Source organism: Paraburkholderia hospita, assembly GCF_002902965.1.
Lineage (GTDB): Bacteria > Pseudomonadota > Gammaproteobacteria > Burkholderiales > Burkholderiaceae > Paraburkholderia > Paraburkholderia hospita.
Genome location: NZ_CP026106.1, coordinates 2,106,934 through 2,121,714, shown reverse-complemented (window position 1 = coordinate 2,121,714; position 14,781 = coordinate 2,106,934). Strand labels below are relative to the sequence as shown.

Genomic DNA, 14,781 nt, shown 5'->3' with positions numbered 1-14,781 from the left:
TTGCCGCACGCCGCGTCAGATATTCCACCGCCGCCCAGGTGGCAAACTGTGTGTAGGCCGTAGTGCCTCGCACGCCTCACTTCGGACCGATAGCGCACGCGTTCCTCCATGTAAGAGCGCCAAGCTATACGACGCGACAACCTACACACAGTTTGCCACCTGGGCGGCACAAACCATTGGCTGCCGCTTGCCCTTGTGCAGGTGTCTGAAGCGGGTGAGGCATCTGTTCGAAGCGTTGGCAACGAGCGCGGACCGGCGCGCTGCCGTGTGAAGCGTAAGACCCTTTGGGGGCCCTCAGGCAAAAACAAGAATTAGCGGTGTTAGCCGCTTTCTTTTGCCTACTTTTCTTTGCGGCGGCAAAGAAAAGTAGGTGCCGCCCCGCACAGGGGCGACGCGTGAAGCACGAAGACAAACCGCGGATGCCAGCGCAAAGGCCAGCGCAAAGGCCAGCGCAAAGGCCAGCGCAAAGGCCAGCGCAAAGGCCAACGCAAAGGCCAACGCAAAGCCCAACGCAAAGCCCAACGCAAAGAGCAAATACGCCGCACCGCGAACCAACGCGCCCGCAGGGCAAAAAAACCCTAGACGGTCAATCCTCCATCAACAACAATACATTCCCCATTCGTATAGCTAGCTGCATCAGAAACGAGATACAACACCGTCCCGGCCATTTCAGAAGGCTCCCCATGCCGGCGCAGCGGAATATTGCTGACCCATTGGTCATAAATATCCTTGTTCTCAAACAGCGCGCCAGCAAACTTGGTCCTCGTAAGCCCAGGCAACAGAGCATTAACGCGAATCCCGAGCGGCCCACATTCCTTGGCAAACGCCTTGGTCATGTTGACGACAGCCGCCTTGGTGATCGAATAAATCCCTTGCATATCACCAGGATGCAGCGCGTTGACAGACGCCGTATTAACAATCGCGCCACGTCCTCGCTCCTTCATCAACTTGCCCGCTTCCACCGACATAAAAAAATACCCACGCACATTCACCTCGACAGTCTTGTTATACGCAGCAAGATCCGTATCGAGAATGTGCCCAAAATAGGGATTCGCGGCAGCGTTATTCACGAGAATATCCAGCCGCCCATGCTTCTCGCGAATATGCGCGAACGTCGCCGCGATGTCCTCCATATGCCCGACGTGACACGCAAACGCTTCGGCACTCCCGCCCGCCGCGCGGATATCCGCCGCGACATGCTCACATTCTTCGAGCTTGCGGCTCGACACAATCACATGCGCGCCCTGTTGCGCGAGCAATCTCGCGATCGCTTCGCCAATCCCGCGGCTCGCGCCCGTCACGAGTGCAATGCGGTCCGTCAGGTCGAAAAGGTTCGTGCTCAATGTTGTCTCCTTCATGTTCTCGTCGATGATTGTGTTCGAGGCTTACGCGATCAGCTCGGCGGCAAGTTGCGCGAGCGGCTCGACCATCGCGCCGACCTGATGCGCCTGCGCACTCGATGCATTGCCTTGCAGCGCGCGTGCCTTCACGCCCTGCGCAATCGACGCAAGCCGGAAGAAGCTGAATGCAAGGTAGAACGGCCAGTTGTCGATCGCGGGCAGCCCGCGCAGCGCGCAATACTGGGCGATGATTTCTTCTTCGTCGGGCACACCCAGGACCGCGCGATCCTGTCCGCGCAATCCCGTGATATGACCGTGCGCGGGCAGCCGCAAGCACATGCAGAAGTACGCAAGATCGGCGAGCGGATCGCCGAGCGTCGACAGTTCCCAGTCGAGAATCGCGCGTACTTGTGGCGCGTCGCTCGCGAAGATCAGGTTGTCGATGCGGAAGTCGCCATGCACGAGCGATGCGCGCAGTCCATCGGCAGGGCAGTGCGCGGGCAACCAGTCGATCAGCGCTTCCATCGCGTCGATGCGTTGTGTTTCGGCGGCGCGGTACTGTTTCGTCCAGACGCCAATCTGACGCTCGAAGTAATTGCCGGCGCGTCCATAGTCGGCGAGTCCCACTGCTTGAGGATCGACGTCATGCAACGCTGCGAGCGTCTTCACGATCGACGCATAATAGTCGCGTCGCGCGTCGCGCTCCACTTCGGGCAGCGCCGGGTTCCAGAAGATCCGGCCTTCCTCGTAGCTCATCACGTAGAACATGCTGCCGATTACTTCGCGGTCCTCGCACAGATGCCAGGCGTGCGCGACAGGCACGGGCGTATCGGCGAGCGCGCTCAGCACGCGGAATTCGCGGTCGACGGCATGCGCCGATTTCAGCAACTGACCGGGCGGCTGGCGGCGGAGCACGTAGCGGCCACTCTGCGCGTCGAGCAGATAAGTCGGATTGGACTGGCCGCCTGCGAACTTCGTCGCGCGCAACGGGCCGCGGAAGCCCGCGACGTGTTGCTCCAGATATCGTGCAAGGCGGGCGAGGTCGAGCGTGGTGTCGTGGTGATCGCAAGTCATATCGTTCGATGCGTTAAGCCCTGAATTAGCCATAGGTCTGGAAGGCGCGGCGCTGCGGATCGTCGAGATGGCCGATGCCGTTGAAGCTCGACAGATGCAGCGTGTCGCGATTGAAGAAGTAATGACTGACGCTGCTGTTGCGTATCTGCATGTTGAGCGCGATGGCCGTGGCGGCGGGCGCCTGCAAGACCTGCTGCGTCAGCGCGGCGATCACGCCGCCGGAACTCACGACCAGCACGCGCTGGCCGCTGCCTTGCTGGATCGCGCCGCGCGCTTCGGCGACGCGTTGCTGGAACGCGACCCAGGTTTCGGGCGCGCGGCCGTCGAGCGCGCCTTCCGTCCACAGTTGCAGGACTTCGCGCAAAGCCTTGAAGAAATCGCGTGGACTGCGCGTGGCGCGTTCGGCCAGCGCGCTGTGCTCGTCGCCGAGCGCGCGAAACAGTGCGTGGAAGTCGTATTCGTCGAGACCGGGATGGATCTCGCAATCGATGCGCGGCACACCGAGCCCGCGCCGGATCGCATCTGCGGTCTGCGCGTGGCGGCGCAGGGTGCCTGTCATCACGCGGTCGAACGCGATATCGCGCTGTGCGAAGTATTCGCCGAGCCAGATGCCTTGCTGTTCGCCTGCGTCCGAAAGTTGGTCGTAATCGTCGGCGCCCAGGGACGCCTGGCCATGCCGTACCAGATAGAGTTCCGCCATCACATGCTTCGCCTTAAAGAGGTGAAGCCAGCTTAGCGGCGGCGGGTGTATTTCGAAAGTTTATTTATTGAATCAGCCGTCATTCACTATAGTGATGATCGCGGCCCGCACAATCGCAACTAACTGTCAGTCCCCGCCAACTCCCGCCTTCTCCGCGGCGCGCGGCAGAGGCATCCGTACATGCCCGCGCCGCGCGTTACGCCGGACTTCATCAGCCGCCCGGCGCGTAGTCGGCTCAACGGTTGCCGTCAAGCAGATCGTTGAGGATCGTGTCGAATTCGGATTGGGCGTCTTCCAGTTCCTGCAGCGCGGCGTCGAAAGTCTGCAACGCGATCTGCGATGGGCGGCCGCTGCCGTCCGGCGGGAATTGCGACTGCAGCGCGGCGAACGCCGTCTGCACCTGTTTCGTTGCGTTCAGAACGCGCTCCATTGCGCGGGTTTCTTCGGCTCGCGCTGCTGCGTGGTCCATACCAATGCTCCGTGATTCATCGTGCCGTGACGGCGAGGCGCTCACTATGCCACGAGTCGCCGCGCATTTCGCGCTCTGCGTCGCATGGTTCAGCTCAAGGGCAAGCCGCCGTTTGCCTTCACCTCGCGCAGCGACAGCGACGATTCCACCGACGTCACGCCCGGCAAGCTGCGCATCTCGTCGCGCATGAACGTGCCGTAATCGTCGAGGTCGCGCGCGACCACTTGCAGCACGTAATCGGCGCTGCCCGATACGTTGTGGCACGACAGGATGCGCGGGATCGCCAGCACCTCGCGCTCGAAGCGCGTCGCGGTGGCGCGGTCATGCACGGCAAAGCGCACGTACACGAACGCGACGACGCCATATCCGAGCGCCGAGCGCGACAGCATCGCGCGATAGCGCTCGATATACCCGTCGTTTTCGAGGCGCTTGAGCCGTCGCGCGCAGGGCGTTTCGCTCAGGCCGACCGTGTCGGCGAGTTTCGCGTTGGACATCCGGCCGTCCGATTGCAACGCGGCGAGGATTGCGCGGTCTGTTTTGTCGAGTCCGATCATGCTTAGCGGAAACCTTTTATGGGTTGAGCTATTTTAGGGCAATCCGCTAATCCGTGATGCTAAGTGGTAGAAAATCGCCAATATTCGCTACTCACTCGAATGCATCATGAATGCCTCGAAACGAGAGGTTCCCCATGATTTCCGCTCATCTTCTGATCATGTATGTCACGGCCCTGGTCGTGGTGTTTGCGCTGCCCGGACCGGACATGGCGCTCGTGCTGCAGACGAGCATCGGACGCGGCGCGCGCAATGGTTTTGCCGCCGCCGTCGGCCTTGGCCTTTCGCGCGCGACGCATGTCACGCTGTCCGCTTGCGGCGTCGCCGCGCTGCTGCGCAACGCGCCGTGGCTCTACGAAGTGGTGCGCTACGGCGGCGCGATCTATCTGGCGTGGGTGGCCGTGCAGATTTTCCGCTCACCGATGTTCGCGCTGCCATCGAGTGGCGTGCAGACAGACGAGGACGGCGCGTTGCGGACGGCGTTCGTCAAAGGGCTGTTCACGAATCTGCTGAACCCGAAGGCGCTGCTGTTCTGTTCGGTGCTGTTGCCGCAGTTCGTGCGTCCGGAAGCGGGGCCCGTCGCGTGGCAGATGGTTGAACTGGGTGTCGTGCTGGTTGCGCTCGGCGCGTGTTTCGACGCCGTCTATGCAATCGGCGCCGCGCGGATCGCCGGCTGGGTGCGCGCGCATCCGCTCGCACAGTCTGTGCAGCGCTGGACGTTCTCCGCCGCGCTGATCGGTTTCGCGCTGCGTCTGTCGCTCGATTGATGTGCCTGTGAAGCGCGCCCGCGCTGCGCGTGCTTATTTGCGGATCATCGCCGCGCGTTCCGGCTTCTGGTCGATGACCTTGCGGCGATGCTTGTCTTTCATCTTCTTCCAGCCTTTGCATTCCTCCTTCGTGCGCAGGCAGCCGACGCAATAACCGGTCTTGCCGTCGAACTTGCAGATGTCGATACAGGGCGATTTGACACTCATGCTGGCGTGCTCGTGATCGTTTGAATGGAGGATGAAAGGTCAATGTCGCATGGTGCGCCGCCGGCAGGCAAAGTGATTGTGTCAATAAAGGCGATAGACTGCACGGCCAAAGCCTTGACGCCGCATTGACCGATCACCTCAATCCTGCCGATGAAGACCCTGTTGCTGTACGTTGTGACCGCGATCGCCGAGATCGTCGGCTGCTATCTGCCCTGGCGCTGGCTCAAGGACGGCGGCCCAGCGTGGCTGTTGTTGCCGGGCGCATTGAGCCTCGCGCTGTTTGCGTGGCTTCTGACCTTTCACGGCGCGGCGGCGGGCCGCGTCTATGCGGCATACGGCGGCGTCTATGTAGCGGTGGCGATTCTCTGGCTATGGTGCGTCGACCATGTGCGTCCGAGCGCATGGGATCTCGCGGGCGTCGCGCTGACGCTGGCGGGCATGGGCATCATCGCATTCCAGCCGCGCGTCTGACTTGCATCAGGGCGCGTCTTACGCAATTCCTCGCTTCAGCCGCGACGCGCGAACCCGGCTAGAACCGGTTCGCGCATCGCTCGCCAATATTTCCCTTCAGCGTTAGCTGTTCGGCTTGCCGAGGAAATCGAGCTTGCCGAGTTCGACGCCGTTATGACGCAGGATGTCGTACGTCGTCGTGATGTGGAAATAGAAGTTCGGCATCGCGAAGCCGAGCAGATAAGACTGGCCGGTGAACTCGACCGGGCCGCTGCGCATCTTCAGCGTTACAGCGCGTGTCTCCGAGCCGTCGATCTGCGCCGCGTTGAACTCCTTCAGATAATCGATGGTTTTTTGAATGCGCGCGTTCAGCTCGTCGAACGTGAACTCCACGTCGTCGAACTTCGGCGCTTCGACGCCGGCCAGCCGCGCTGCGCAACCCTTCGCGGTATCCGTTGCGATGTGCACCTGACGGGCCAGCGGATGCATGTCCGGAAAGAGACGGGCGCCCGTGAGCACCGACGGGTCGATCTGTTTTTCTGCCGCGTGCGCCTGTCCCTTGCCGAGAATGGCCTGCAGGTTCGTGAGGCCGCGAATCAGCACGGGGATGGATGCCTGAAACATCGAAATGGTCATGGAGGGTCCTTGAATTGCTGGAGCCGCGCGCTCTCTGGCTCGCGGTCGCATAGCGTAACGCAACAGCGTAAAAGCTGCTGGAGCAACGTAACCCCGATTTGACCCATGCTGGAGGCTAGCCGATCGGCCAGGTGTCGGTCGCGCTGGAACTGTGTTCGAATGGATTGGTCGGACGGATGTCGTTGCCGCGTGGCATGACGGCGCGCCTGAGCGCCCGTCGGTGCACCGTGTATCAAAACGCGTGGCTTCGAGTCATTCGCCGCAACCAAGCTGGATGAGACGGGAGTCAGCGCCAGGCGCCCACGCCCGTCGACACAGGGAGAATCGCAACCATGTCGAAGCATCCATTGCCCGGCAGCGAGCGCACGCTCGCGCCCGGTTCGAAGGTGATCGCGCAGTGCGATCCGTCGGAAACGATTCAGGTCGTCGTCGTGCTGCGCCGCAAGGACGAGCCGCAGTTCGCCCAGATGATGAAAAAGATCGAAGCAGGCGCGGCGGATGCAAAGCCGCTTACACGTGAGGAACTCGAACAGCGTTTTGGCGCATCGGCGGACGACATTGCGAAACTGAAAGCCTTCGCTGCGCAGCACGGGCTGACGGTCGTGCGTGAAGACGCCTCGGCGCGCACTGTGGTACTGAGCGGCAAGATCGATCAGTTCCAGACGGCGTTCGACGTTCAACTGCAGCACTACGAGCATCAATCGATGGGCCAGTTTCGTGGCCGCACGGGCGCGATCAGCGTACCCGACGATCTGCATGGCGTCGTCACTGCCGTGCTCGGTCTCGACGACCGCCCGCAAGCGCGCCCGCATTTCCGCATCCGTCCGCCGTTCCGGCCGGCGCAGGCGCAGCAGGCATCGTCGTTCACGCCGTTGCAACTCGCTTCGCTGTACCGGTTTCCGCAGGGCGACGGCAGCGGCCAGTGCATCGGCATCATCGAACTGGGCGGCGGCTATCGCACGGCCGACCTCGACAACTATTTTTCGAGCCTCGGCGTGGGCTCGCCGAAAGTCGTTGCCGTTGGTGTCGACCAGGGCGGCAACCATCCTACTGGCGATCCGAACGGACCGGACGGCGAAGTGACGCTCGACGTCGAGATCGCCGGCGCGATCGCGCCGGGCGCGACTATCGCCGTCTACTTCACGACCAACAGCGACGCGGGCTTCATCGACGCCGTCAGCCGCGCGGTGCATGACACGACCAACAAACCGTCGGTGATTTCGATCAGCTGGGGCGCGCCGGAAAGCGTGTGGACCGCGCAGTCGATGAACGCGTTCAACGATGTGCTGCAATCGGCTGCAGCGATCGGTGTGACTGTCTGCGCGGCATCGGGCGACAGTGGCTCCGGCGACGGCGTGGGCGACGGCAGCGACCATGTCGATTTCCCCGCGTCGAGCCCGTACGTACTCGCTTGCGGCGGCACCAGCCTGCAAGGCTCGGGGCAAGCGGTCTCGCACGAAGTGGTGTGGAACGACGGCGCGAACGGCGGCGCGTCGGGCGGGGGCGTGAGCGGCACGTTCCCCGTGCCGGCGTGGCAGGAAGGGCTGTCCGTATCGGGCTCGCAGGGCAAGCACGCGCTGACGGGGCGCGGCGTGCCGGACGTGGCGGGCGACGCGTCACCGCTCACCGGCTACGACGTGATCGTCGACGGCAGCAACACGGTGATCGGCGGCACCAGCGCCGTCGCGCCGCTGTGGGCCGCGCTGATCGCGCGCATCAACGGTGCGAAGGGCGCGCCCGTCGGCTTCGTCAATCCGAAGCTGTACAAGGCGGCGGGCGCCTGCAACGACATCACGCAGGGCAACAACGGCAGTTATGCCGCGACGACCGGCTGGGATGCCTGCACGGGATTGGGCAGTCCCAATGGTGTGAAGGTGGCGGCAGCTTTATAGTCTGATGAGCGGGCGCTCGCGGCTCGGGCGCCGTGCTTTTGGCGGCGATGAATGCATCGCAACAGTGGGTAACACATACAGGCATTCAATGGAGCGATCATGACGAATACAGAATCAGCTTCCGGCAGTTCGCAGTCGCCTCACAACTCACACGCCACGCAGGAAGCATCCGCTGCGAGCGCGTCTCACAAGGCCGGTGACCACCCGTTCTTCGATCCCGTCGCATATGGCAACGGGCCCGACGACTCGGTCACCGACACCAGCGAGAGCGCAGCGATCACGAAGCATTCGATCACGATCGGCGGCAAGAAGCTCAACTACACGGCAACAGCTGGCCATCTGGTAACGGTCGATCCATCCAGTTCGCTGCCGAGCGCGAAGGTATTCTATGTCGCGTTCACGCAGGATAACCAGAAGGAAGAGAGCCGGCCGCTCACGTTCTTCTATAACGGCGGACCGGGCTCGTCGTCGGTGTTCGTGCTGCTGGGATCGTTCGCACCGCGCCGCATCAAGACGTCGATGCCGAGCTTCACGCCGCCCGCGCCGTATCAGATGGAAGACAACCCGGACAGCCTGCTCGACAAGAGTGACCTCATCTTTATCAACCCGGTCGGCACCGGTTATTCGGCCGCCGTCGCGCCGCGCAAGAACCGCGACTTCTGGGGCGTCGATCAGGACGCGGATTCGATCAAGCAGTTCATCAAGCGCTATCTGACGAAGAACAACCGCTGGAATTCGCCGAAGTTTCTGTTCGGCGAATCGTATGGCACGGCGCGCAGCTGCGTGCTCGCCTACAAGCTGCATGAAGACGGCGTCGATCTGAACGGCATCACGCTGCAGTCGTCGATCCTCGACTACACGCAGGCGGGCAATCCCATCGGCTCGCTGCCCACAGCCGCCGCGGACGCGTGGTATCACAAGAAGCTCGGCATCGCGCCTCGGCCCACGGACCTTGGCCAGTTCGTCGAAGAGGTCGCGCAGTTCGCACGCACGGACTACCTGAACGCGTTGCGCAAGTTCCCGACCACCGACAGCGCCGTGGTCGAAAAGCTCAGCGAGTACACGGGCATCGACAAGGCCACGCTGCTTGCGTGGAGTCTCGACATAGCCGGGTACGACAGCCGGGGCAATTCGCTGTTCCTGACCACGCTGCTCAAGTCGAAGGGGCTCGCGCTCGGCGCATATGACGGCCGCGTCACCGCAATCGAAACGGGCATCGCGGGCAAGATCGATCCGAACTCGGGCGGCAACGATCCGACCATGACGGCCGTCACGGGCGTCTACACGACGATGTGGAACGTCTATCTGAACGAGCAGTTGAAGTTCACATCGAACTCGGCGTTCACGGATCTGAACGATCAGGCGTTCAAGTTCTGGGACTTCGGCCATATCGATCCGACGGGCGAGCAGAAGGGCCTCGACAGCAAGGGCAACATCATTCTCTACACGGCGGGCGACCTCGCCGCCGTGATGGCGCTCAACGTCGATCTGAAAGTGCTGTCGGCGAACGGGTTCTATGACTTCGTCACGCCGTTCTATCAGACGGTGCTCGATCTGCAGCAGATGCCGCTCCTGAGCCAGCAGGTGCGGAACAACCTGTCCGCGCGGTTCTATCCGTCGGGGCATATGGTGTATCTCGACGGCGGCTCGCGCACCGCATTGAAGGCCGATCTCGCGGCAATGTACGAGAAGGCGGTGAGCAATACGGAAGCGCTCGGGCGCGTGCGCGCATTGCAGGCGCTTACGGCTGCCAAGATGCATTGAGCGAGTCTGTTTTGATGCGTGTCATGGCGGCGCTTCCGTGCATCGGCAAGACTCCATCGGCGAGGGCATCGCGGCGCCGTAGCGATGCCCTCGATGCCGCCAGCATCGAAAAAGTGAAGCGATTCAATCTGGCTGTATTTACGTCGTGCGTCCTGGATGTGTTTTAATTGTCCTGCGAATTAACTCTTCCGCGCTACTCAAAGGCGCGCTGATTAATGAACGAAGGGAAGAAGAACGCGCTTGAGCAGGCGCACAGCATCAGTCGGATCGAATCAACTATCAGTGACGCGAGCCGCGTCACGGGTCTCGCGCGAAAGAGGCGCCTGCGCGCCATAGCGCTCGTTGCCGTGTTGGCGGGCTTGTATCTGCATGCGTCGGCGTCGTTTGCACAAGACGCGTCGATGCTCGACGAGCGCGTTTCGCAGCAGAACATCGCCACGACGATATGCCGGCCCGGCTACGCCGACACGGTTTCGCCACCGTTCGACGACATGATGGAACTCAAGGACCGGTTGCTCGCCGAACGCGGCATCGATGCCGGGCATGGCACGCGTTACGCGCTGGATCGGCGCGTGCCGATCTTGCTGGGCGGATCGCCGGATGCGCAGGACAACCTCGATCTGTTGCCATGGAGCGGGCACAAGGGCGAGCGTCGCAAGGAGTTGCTGACGGCGAAGCTCAAGCGCTGCGTGTGCGAAGGGCGCATGTCGCTGGGCGAAGCGCAGGCGGCTATCGCCGGAAACTGGTCCGCGCATTACGGGGGCTTCGGCAGCGCGCCGTGCGACGACGATCGCGGCGTCGCGTCGATCGGCAGCGATGGCTCCTGAGCCTGGCCGCAACTGTCGCCGGCACGTTCAATCCGCTTTCCCGGAGGCCGCGACGCGCGGCCAACCGTCACATCCTGGAGAATCAATATGAAGCAATCATTCATCGCTGCCGTCGTGGCCGCGCTCGGCTGCCTCGCGGCGAGTCATGCCGCGCTGGCCGCATCGTCGCCGTGCGGCAAGGACGACGCGCTGCAGATCCGCGGCGACACGCCGGGCGCGATCAGCTACGACGTGTACCGCCAGTTGCGCCCGCTCGACGCGCATCGTCTCTCGCTCTTTCAGGACGCCGGCACTGTGAAGCGTCTGCCTGACGGACTCGGCGTCTGCGAGATCGCCGATGACGGCGTCGCCGATCCTTCCGCCGTGCTCGTGCATGTGCCGCAAGGCGAGATGGCCTGGTGGGTCAGCGCGGCGAACGTCGAGAACGCAGACTGAGTTTGCACTGAGCTTGCCGGACCACGCGCGGGCGCCCTCTGTCGCCTGCGTTGCTCCGGGGCACGTTTCTGGCTACGCTGAAGGTCGAAACACTAACGAAACAGCACGGAAACAGCACAGCTTCGAGGTCCGGCATGCAGCGCCAATCCGGCTAGCTGCATGACTACCATCAACTGAGAGCGTGGCGCGTATGAAGATCATCGTGTGGAACATTCCCGAATCTTGCTCCGAGCAGGAAGTACGTGATTTTCTCGGCCATGAACTCGGTCACTATGCAAAAGACATCGAAGTGTTCGAGCAGGGCACGTCGAACGCGTATGCGAAAGTCGATGTCGAAGCCGACGAAGCCTATGTCGCCGAGGTCATCGCGCAGCAGTTCACCGGCAAGCAGCTGGCCGGCGTAGCGCTGCAGGTTAGCGCCGTGCCATTTGGCGGCGACGAAACGCCGCCGCGCAAATAGTCCACGCGCCGCGTGTTCAATCGAATGGCGTGTAAGGCAGCGCGCGCTTGTGATGCGTGCTGTCGTAAAAGCGCATAACGGTGTCGAACACCGCGTCGCTCACGGGCTTGCCTTCGAGAAAATCGTCGATGTCCTCGTAACGGATCCCGTAGGCGTCTTCGTCCGGACGTTGAGGGCGCAACATTTCGAGGTCGGCGGTCGGCACCTTGTGCGCGAGCGCGTCGTTGGCGCCGAGCGCCCTGGCGAGCGCGCGCACGCGCCGCTTGGTCAGGCCCGCGAGCGGCAGCACGTCGGCGCCGCCGTCGCCGAACTTCGTGAAGAAACCCATCACCGATTCCGCCGCGTGGTCCGTGCCGATCACGATGCCGCGCCGCACGCTCGCCGCCGCGTACTGCGCGATCATCCGCTGGCGCGCCTTGATGTTGCCGTGCACGAAGTCCTGTTGCGACGCGTCGGCAAAGGGCAGGCCGCTCGCGCTGAGCGAGGCGAGCATCGCGTCGGCGGCTGGGCGGATGTCGACGGTCAAGGTGTCGTCGGGACGGATGAAGGCGAGCGATTGCTGCGCATCCGCTTCGTCGTGCTGGACGCCGTACGGCAGGCGCATCGCGACGAAGCGCGCGTCGTAGTGCGCTTTGCGCAGACGCTCGACGGCAAGCTGCGCGAGCCGTCCCGCCGTCGACGAATCGACGCCGCCGCTGATGCCGAGCACATAGGCCGCAAGTCCGTTCGTGCGCAGATAATCGGCGAGAAACGCGACGCGCCGCTCGATTTCGCGCGCCGCGTCGAAATGGTCCGCGACGTGCAGTTCGGCTGCAATCTGCCGCTGGCGCGCGGCGCGTTGCTGCTGGTCCATCGACGTTCTCCTTGCAAATGGCATAGATATCACTGGCGATGATGGCATGAAGTGCTGAACTCGATGCGCCGTCACACATTGTCTGGTTTAATGTGGCATACCCATAATTAAATCTGAACGATTAAGGCTTTAAATCGAGAGATGCAGTAGCCGTCCGATATCGGACAGCGCGAAAGCACGGCGCGGGCACAACGTTGCCGCGCCGGAAGACGCCCGGCAGCACGCCACGAGCGGTTGCACGGGTTGGGCGACTGGCAGTGACGTTCGAACAAAATGACCAGCACAAAACAGAACAGGGTAGTCATTCCGCCTGCACGAGAGAGGGCGGATGCGCAGAGCGGCACACTGCGCAGTGATAACGGGGATAGGGCGATCGATGTGATGGCGTCGGTGTCGCGTGCGCGATTATGCGTGCGCCGATCGGCGTCGTCGTTCGGATTGTCGTTAGCGCTTTCGCTGACCTCGGCGCTTGCCATTTCCGCGTTCACACAATACGCACGTGCCGCCGATGCCCCGCAAGTCGCGTCCAATGCTGCCATCGACGCCTCCGCTGTCGCCGCGCACGATGCCGCCGGCCGCGTGGACCCGCGCCGCGCGCTGTTGTTGCGCGACGTGTTCGCGCGCAGCGTGACGCGCCGTCTGAAAGTCCCCGCAGCGGAGCAACGCGCGTACGGCGAGCGTCTGGAGCAGGGGCTCGCGCAGAACGATCTGGGCAATCTGTCGGGTGAGTATGTGGTGCTCGTCGATCGCAACGAGAACGTGCAGGCGCTCTTCATCTACTTTCGCGCGGCGCCTTTGGACGCATGGCAGATGATCGGTGCGTCGCCCGTCGCAACGGGGAGGCCGGGGCAGTTCGATCACTTCATCACGCCGCTCGGCGTGTTCGAGCACACGCCCGACAACATGGATTTCCGCGCCGAAGGCACGATGAACCAGAACGGCATTCGCGGCTACGGCGGCCACGACATGCGCATCTTCGATCTCGGCTGGGCGCAGGGCGAGCGCGGCTGGGGCAAGGGTGGCATGTCGCAGATGCGCTTCCAGATGCACGCAACCGATCCCGACAAGCTCGAGCCGATTCTCGGCATCCGCCATTCGAAGGGCTGCGTGCGGATACCGGCATCGCTGAACGTGTTCCTCGACCACTACGGCATGCTCGACCGCGACTACGAGGCGCTCGTCGCCGACGGTCGCTCATTGTGGGTGCTGCATTCGGACCGCGTCGTGACGCCGTGGGCGGGGCGCTATATCGTCGTCGTCGATTCGCAGCGCAAGGCGCGGCCCGCGTGGTCGCCTGCGCCGAGCAGCAAGGTCCGCGCGAAGGTGCCGGCGAACGCCGACACGGCGGATTAATCGAAGGGGCGCTTCGGCGGGCGGCGCGAGAAAACCGCTGCCCGCCAGCGCAATCACGAGCGCGCGAGCAGCACACCGATCAGCGCCACGACGAAGCCTGCCACCTGCACCACCGTCAGCGTTTCACCAAAGCCGACATAGCCTTCGAGCGCGGCGAGCGGCGGCGCGAGAAACAGCAGCGCCGTCGCGCGCGACGCGTCGCCGCGCCGGACCATCCACACGAGCAGCGTGACGCTAACGCCCGACAGCATCACGATGCCCCACGCGAGCGACACCCACAGCGCTGGCGACGGAATCCACTTGTGCTCGCCGAGCGCCAGCGCGAACACGAGCACGACGATAGCCGCGCCGACATTCTGCACGGCACTCGCGCTGCGTATATCGGCTTTCGACAGCGATGTCTTCTGGATCAGCGTGCCTGCCGTGATCGCGCACACCGCGAAAATCGACACGGTCACGACGAGCCATTCCGGCACGTTGCCCGCATGATCCGGCGCGACGCTCACCGTTGCGGCGGCGAGCTTCGGCTCGAGCACCAGCGCGACGCCCGCGAGACCCAGCAGCATGCCCGTCCAGCCTCGCCCCGACAGACGTTCGCCGAACAGCGGCGCCGCGACGGCCGCCGTCAGCAGCGGCTGCAACGCGCCGAGCAAGGCCATGATGCCCGCGCTCATCCCCTGCGCGACGGCCCAGTAGCCCGCGCCGAGATACACGCCTTGCAGCAGCGCGCCCGCGAGCAGGTGTTTGCCGAGCGCGCGGCCCCTCGGCCATTCGACGCGCGCGAACAGCGCGGCCGCCATGAACAGCAGCGCGGTGCCGCCGAAGCGCGCGAGCAGGAAGAGATTCGGATCGGCGTAGGGCTTGATCGCGCGCGCGACCACGAATCCCGTCGACCAAAGGACCACGAAAACAACGGCATTGAAAACAACCAGCATCGGATGACTCGAACTGCGGACACAAGGCTCGCAGTATCGGTCAAAGCGTGCGTGGCAGTCTTGTTCGA

At 63.3% G+C, this 14,781-nt stretch carries 18 protein-coding genes; 8 read left to right on the top strand and 10 right to left on the bottom strand.

Annotation, left to right across the window (positions count from 1 at the left end; translation table 11 throughout):
• Nucleotides 1-294: 294 nt before the first annotated feature.
• The 6 genes from C2L64_RS27860 to C2L64_RS27835 form a co-directional block, all read right to left on the bottom strand.
• Nucleotides 295-534: a hypothetical protein gene (locus C2L64_RS27860; RefSeq protein ID WP_143055823.1), complete on the bottom strand. Its 240-nt coding sequence runs from the start codon at nt 532-534 to the stop codon at nt 295-297.
• A 44-nt stretch (nt 535-578) separates the two neighbouring features.
• Nucleotides 579-1,343 (bottom strand): SDR family oxidoreductase, encoded by a 765-nt coding sequence (locus C2L64_RS27855; protein ID WP_007587334.1) that lies wholly within the window; start codon nt 1,341-1,343, stop codon nt 579-581.
• Between the two features lie 42 nt (nt 1,344-1,385).
• Nucleotides 1,386-2,414 carry a phosphotransferase gene (locus C2L64_RS27850; RefSeq protein ID WP_007587335.1) on the bottom strand — a complete coding sequence of 343 codons (1,029 nt, stop codon included), beginning with the start codon at nt 2,412-2,414 and terminating at the stop codon, nt 1,386-1,388.
• Between the two features lie 25 nt (nt 2,415-2,439).
• Nucleotides 2,440-3,114, bottom strand: a complete 675-nt coding sequence (locus tag C2L64_RS27845; RefSeq protein WP_007587336.1) for a histidine phosphatase family protein — start codon at nt 3,112-3,114, stop codon at nt 2,440-2,442.
• Nucleotides 3,115-3,349: 235 nt separating this feature from the next.
• Nucleotides 3,350-3,583 carry a hypothetical protein gene (locus tag C2L64_RS27840; protein ID WP_007587337.1) on the bottom strand — a complete coding sequence of 78 codons (234 nt, stop codon included), beginning with the start codon at nt 3,581-3,583 and terminating at the stop codon, nt 3,350-3,352.
• Between the two features lie 89 nt (nt 3,584-3,672).
• Nucleotides 3,673-4,137, bottom strand: a complete 465-nt coding sequence (locus tag C2L64_RS27835) for an Lrp/AsnC family transcriptional regulator (protein WP_007587338.1) — start codon at nt 4,135-4,137, stop codon at nt 3,673-3,675.
• Nucleotides 4,138-4,271: 134 nt separating this feature from the next.
• On the opposite strand from C2L64_RS27835, the gene C2L64_RS27830 reads away from it, so the two are divergent.
• Nucleotides 4,272-4,901 (top strand): LysE family translocator, encoded by a 630-nt coding sequence (locus C2L64_RS27830; RefSeq protein WP_007587339.1) that lies wholly within the window; start codon nt 4,272-4,274, stop codon nt 4,899-4,901.
• Between the two features lie 33 nt (nt 4,902-4,934).
• Here the strand turns inward: C2L64_RS27830 and C2L64_RS27825 are convergent, their stop codons facing one another.
• Nucleotides 4,935-5,108 carry a DUF1289 domain-containing protein gene (locus C2L64_RS27825; protein WP_007587340.1) on the bottom strand — a complete coding sequence of 58 codons (174 nt, stop codon included), beginning with the start codon at nt 5,106-5,108 and terminating at the stop codon, nt 4,935-4,937.
• Nucleotides 5,109-5,258: 150 nt separating this feature from the next.
• On the opposite strand from C2L64_RS27825, the gene C2L64_RS27820 reads away from it, so the two are divergent.
• Nucleotides 5,259-5,579, top strand: coding sequence for a YnfA family protein (locus C2L64_RS27820; RefSeq protein WP_007587341.1), 321 nt, complete (start codon nt 5,259-5,261; stop codon nt 5,577-5,579).
• A 102-nt stretch (nt 5,580-5,681) separates the two neighbouring features.
• Here C2L64_RS27820 and C2L64_RS27815 read toward each other — a convergent pair whose 3' ends face one another.
• Nucleotides 5,682-6,194 carry a DUF1993 domain-containing protein gene (locus tag C2L64_RS27815; RefSeq protein ID WP_007587342.1) on the bottom strand — a complete coding sequence of 171 codons (513 nt, stop codon included), beginning with the start codon at nt 6,192-6,194 and terminating at the stop codon, nt 5,682-5,684.
• Between the two features lie 332 nt (nt 6,195-6,526).
• Here C2L64_RS27815 and C2L64_RS27810 point away from each other — a divergent pair, with 332 nt between their 5' ends.
• From C2L64_RS27810 to C2L64_RS27790, 5 genes are all read left to right on the top strand, one after another.
• A complete protein-coding gene (locus C2L64_RS27810; RefSeq protein ID WP_007587343.1) occupies nt 6,527-8,086 on the top strand; it encodes a S53 family peptidase in 1,560 nt (519 codons plus the stop codon).
• A gap of 99 nt (nt 8,087-8,185) precedes the next feature.
• Nucleotides 8,186-9,850, top strand: coding sequence for a S10 family peptidase (locus C2L64_RS27805; protein WP_007587344.1), 1,665 nt, complete (start codon nt 8,186-8,188; stop codon nt 9,848-9,850).
• 215 nt (nt 9,851-10,065) lie between these two features.
• Nucleotides 10,066-10,677: a hypothetical protein gene (locus tag C2L64_RS27800; protein WP_007587345.1), complete on the top strand. Its 612-nt coding sequence runs from the start codon at nt 10,066-10,068 to the stop codon at nt 10,675-10,677.
• Between the two features lie 87 nt (nt 10,678-10,764).
• Complete coding sequence (locus C2L64_RS27795) at nt 10,765-11,112, top strand: hypothetical protein (protein ID WP_007587346.1); 348 nt, start codon at nt 10,765-10,767, stop codon at nt 11,110-11,112.
• A gap of 190 nt (nt 11,113-11,302) precedes the next feature.
• Nucleotides 11,303-11,572 (top strand): hypothetical protein, encoded by a 270-nt coding sequence (locus C2L64_RS27790; protein WP_007587347.1) that lies wholly within the window; start codon nt 11,303-11,305, stop codon nt 11,570-11,572.
• A gap of 16 nt (nt 11,573-11,588) precedes the next feature.
• Here the strand turns inward: C2L64_RS27790 and nadE are convergent, their stop codons facing one another.
• Nucleotides 11,589-12,425: an ammonia-dependent NAD(+) synthetase gene (gene nadE / locus C2L64_RS27785; RefSeq protein WP_007587350.1), complete on the bottom strand. Its 837-nt coding sequence runs from the start codon at nt 12,423-12,425 to the stop codon at nt 11,589-11,591.
• Between the two features lie 273 nt (nt 12,426-12,698).
• Here nadE and C2L64_RS27780 point away from each other — a divergent pair, with 273 nt between their 5' ends.
• Nucleotides 12,699-13,778 carry a L,D-transpeptidase gene (locus C2L64_RS27780; protein ID WP_100216047.1) on the top strand — a complete coding sequence of 360 codons (1,080 nt, stop codon included), beginning with the start codon at nt 12,699-12,701 and terminating at the stop codon, nt 13,776-13,778.
• A 53-nt stretch (nt 13,779-13,831) separates the two neighbouring features.
• On the opposite strand, the gene C2L64_RS27775 is transcribed toward C2L64_RS27780, so the two are convergent.
• Complete coding sequence (locus tag C2L64_RS27775; protein WP_007587353.1) at nt 13,832-14,713, bottom strand: DMT family transporter; 882 nt, start codon at nt 14,711-14,713, stop codon at nt 13,832-13,834.
• Nucleotides 14,714-14,781 lie beyond the last annotated feature (68 nt).